The organism is Saccharopolyspora sp. NPDC002686, assembly GCF_040295745.1.
Taxonomy (GTDB): domain Bacteria; phylum Actinomycetota; class Actinomycetes; order Mycobacteriales; family Pseudonocardiaceae; genus Saccharopolyspora; species Saccharopolyspora oryzae.
Genome location: NZ_JBEOVY010000560.1, coordinates 1 through 3,015 on the forward strand (window position 1 = coordinate 1; position 3,015 = coordinate 3,015).

The following is a 3,015-nucleotide window of genomic DNA, read 5'->3' on the forward strand; positions in this document are numbered from 1 at the left end:
CGTCATCGAAAGGACGTCGCGCACCAGCGCATCCCGCCAGAATCCCGCTCGCGTTCGCTGAACCGTACTCACGTTCGCTGAGCGCCTCGCACCCGGCTCGCTGGTCGCCGTGTCCACCCTGACCGACGAACACGCCTCACCGGAGCTGCGCGCCGAGATGGAACTGCTGCGCGGCGCCTACGAGTCCGCCGGCGAACCCGTGTACCCGCGCGACCACGCCGAGATCCTGCGCTGGTTCGACGGCCTCGACCTGGTCGACCCGGGTTTGGTCACCCTGCCGGAGTGGCACCCCCAGGACCAGGTCGAACTGGACGACCCGGCCAAACCACTCGGCTACGGCGCAGTCGCCCGAGTGCCCTGACCCGGCGGATCCGCGCTGACCTGCCAAGCACGACCCCGCAGGTCGCCCAGGGTATCGCGTCCGGTCTCCGGAGCGACGGGCCGCTTTCCAGGTCGGCCCACCAGGTAGAAGCGCTGCTCCGCGCGAGCTGCTCGACGAGGTCCTCACCGCCCCTGGAGACCGCGTGCCGCCGGGTGCGTCATCTGAGCGATCGTGAGCGGAGAGCCTCGATGTCCGCGCGGTGGCGCTCGACGTAGTTGATGATCTGGTCGAACATCGCGACGATCTCGCACAACCTGGCGTGGGACAGGCGCACGGTGGGACTGCCCGACGTCCGGGTCTTGTCGGCCAGAACGGCAGCGAGCGCCCGGAACTCCTGGACGATCGACATGTCCACCGCCGCGTAGCAGGCCAGGTCGTCGCTGATCTGCTCCGGAGTCTGCTGCTGGGCTGCGCTGATCGCGGCCTGGATCACCTCGCGGGCCTGGTACAGCGTCTCGAGCGGGTGGTCTACAGGTGTGGTGGTCATGACGCCCCCCGTCCCGCGAGGCCCGCACGCACGTCGCGGGCGGGCCCGATCGCGTACGACTCGAGCGTGCCCGTCCGCTCGCGATGGCACGTAGGGCCCTTCGACCCTTACCGACCGCCTGCGCTCACTCGGAAGGCGGTCGTGAGCGGCCCCGTTCTGGTTGCGGCGGCGACGAAGGTGTCGAGTCAGAAAGCTCGGCGGGTGATGGCGTAGGCCGCGCGCTGGACCTCGATGCCGAGGCTCGCGATGCGGTCCGGCGGGATGTCGTCCTGCGAGCCGGAGACCTGCACCGCGGAGGTCGTGCTGCCCTCCCCTTCGGTGACCGGTGCCGCGACGGAGGCCATCCCGGGTTCGCGTTCGTTGCGGGCGTGCGAGTAGCCGCAGTCGCGGATCTGCTTGAGATCGTTGAGGAATTCGTCCCGCTCGATCGTGGTCCCGTCGGCGCGGGTGTGGTCGCCGAGCTGCGCGAGGAACTGGTCGAGCTCCTCCGCGCCCATGTGGGCCACGAGCGCTTTGCCCGCGCCGAGGTGCAGCGGCAGGCGCTCTCCGATGGGGAGTTCGTAGCGCAGCGGCCGTGCTCCGTCGACGCGGGCGAGCACCACGCGGGACCAGCCGATGCGCTTGAACAGCGAGGCGGTCAGCCCGGTTTCCGCGGCGAGGTCCTGCAGGACCGGCCGGGCCGCGGTGAGCAGCGGGCTGGTGGCGAGGTAGGCGTGCGCCCCGAAGATCAGACCGAGTCCCGGGCGATAGCCGGTGGCGTCGCGTTCCACCCGCCCGCGGGCTTCGAGCACGTTGAGGATGCGCTGCGTGGTTGCCACGGGCAGGTCTGCGCGGCGAGCGATGTCGCTGAGCCGCAAGGCGTGGCGGCTCGTGTCGAGCACTTCGAGGACGTCGATGGCGCGCTCGAGCGATCGCATGCTGGTCGCCGGTGACTTGGCCGTTTCCATGGGCGGGCGGGCACTCCCCTCAGATCGGTACCTCCCTTCCATCTTTCCACACAGTGGTGAACATGCCCACGAACGCGGGTCAGCGCAAGGCGGTCGCATTGGGCGGTGAGCCGACTCCACCGACGAGGTGGAGGGGCTTGACCACCACCAATGCGTCCCACCGCCCCGTCCGGCGGCTGTCGGCGACCAGGTCGGTGAGGTTCCACAGCTCGCCGAGCGGAACGCCGAGCTTGGCGATCAGCTCCTGGTGCATCATCCCCGCGTCCTCGGGCGCGCTGTCGGCGTAAGGACTGCCGGGGACCACGGGGAGGACCTCCACCGCGAAGGTGTCGGTGGCGAACAAGGCGATCCGGTGGTCCCACAGCCAGGCGGGCAGCTCGAGGCTCTGCCGGAAGCCCGTGGCCCGGCGGGCGTCGCGGACTTCGGCGCGCACGTCCGGCTCGGCGTCGAGGAACCAGCGCGCCCAACCGGTGTGCACGAGAACCAGGTCCCCGGGGCGCACCTGCTCGCCTTGGGCGCGAAGGGCCCGGTCCAGCACGTCGACGTCCAACGCCGGACCGGTTCGGTGGTCGACGGGGTGCCCCTCGGCGCGGAGCAGACCCTCGACGTCGATGAGAACACCGCGGCCGACGATCGGTTTCTCCGCCCAGCGCTGCACGCCCAACGCCTCGGTGCCCGGCCGGATCTCGTCGTCGCCGACGCCGTTGTAGAACCCGTGGCCGGAGGCCCGCCGGTGGCGCAGCCCATCGACCTGCGAAGTGGCCTGCAGGTAGAACTCGCGGAGCACGTCGTCGCGCGCTTCCGCATGGCTGGACAGCAGCTCGTGCTGCGGGGCTTTGCGGGCGCGGGCCATCGGCGGGTCGAACGCATCGAGGGCGTGGTCGAGGGAGAACACCGCGCCACGCTCCACCGAGGCGGCCGCCTCGAGCACTTGGCGAGCGCCGGCGAAATTGGCCATGCCCCGTTCCGGATCTTCGGGGAACACGCCCCAGCTGGAGCCGGGCGGGGTGTGCCCGCGCAACTGCGCGTACGCGGGCACACCCGGACTGACCTCAGTCATCCGCTTCCTCGCGTTCGCCGTCGGCCGCGTCCCCACCGCCGCGGCGGTAGGACAGGGCGAACGAGAGCAGACCGGCGACGGAGGCGCCGCCGAACGCGTACGGGCCGAGCGCGCTGGCCCAGTGGCGGGCGGCCGTGGC

3 protein-coding genes and 1 pseudogene are annotated in these 3,015 nt (G+C 71.1%); 1 reads left to right on the forward strand and 3 read right to left on the reverse strand.

The annotated features are described in order from the left end of the window. Positions 1-79 precede the first annotated feature (79 nt). A pseudogene (locus tag ABTZ89_RS37545) lies at positions 80-361 on the forward strand (SAM-dependent methyltransferase); the annotation flags it as partial. A gap of 178 nt (positions 362-539) precedes the next feature. On the opposite strand, the gene ABTZ89_RS37550 reads toward ABTZ89_RS37545, so the two are convergent. The 3 genes from ABTZ89_RS37550 to ABTZ89_RS37560 all read right to left on the reverse strand — a co-directional run bounded on the left by ABTZ89_RS37550 (position 540) and on the right by ABTZ89_RS37560 (position 2,876). Continuing rightward, the gene (locus tag ABTZ89_RS37550; RefSeq protein WP_270952678.1) at positions 540-869 is read right to left on the reverse strand and encodes a hypothetical protein; all 330 of its coding nucleotides are present in this window, start codon (positions 867-869) and stop codon (positions 540-542) included. A 185-nt stretch (positions 870-1,054) separates the two neighbouring features. Continuing rightward, the gene (locus ABTZ89_RS37555) at positions 1,055-1,816 is read right to left on the reverse strand and encodes an IclR family transcriptional regulator (protein ID WP_351054004.1); all 762 of its coding nucleotides are present in this window, start codon (positions 1,814-1,816) and stop codon (positions 1,055-1,057) included. 79 nt (positions 1,817-1,895) lie between these two features. Further along, positions 1,896-2,876, reverse strand: a complete 981-nt coding sequence (locus tag ABTZ89_RS37560) for a cyclase family protein (RefSeq protein WP_351054007.1) — start codon at positions 2,874-2,876, stop codon at positions 1,896-1,898. Positions 2,877-3,015: the final 139 nt, after the last annotated feature.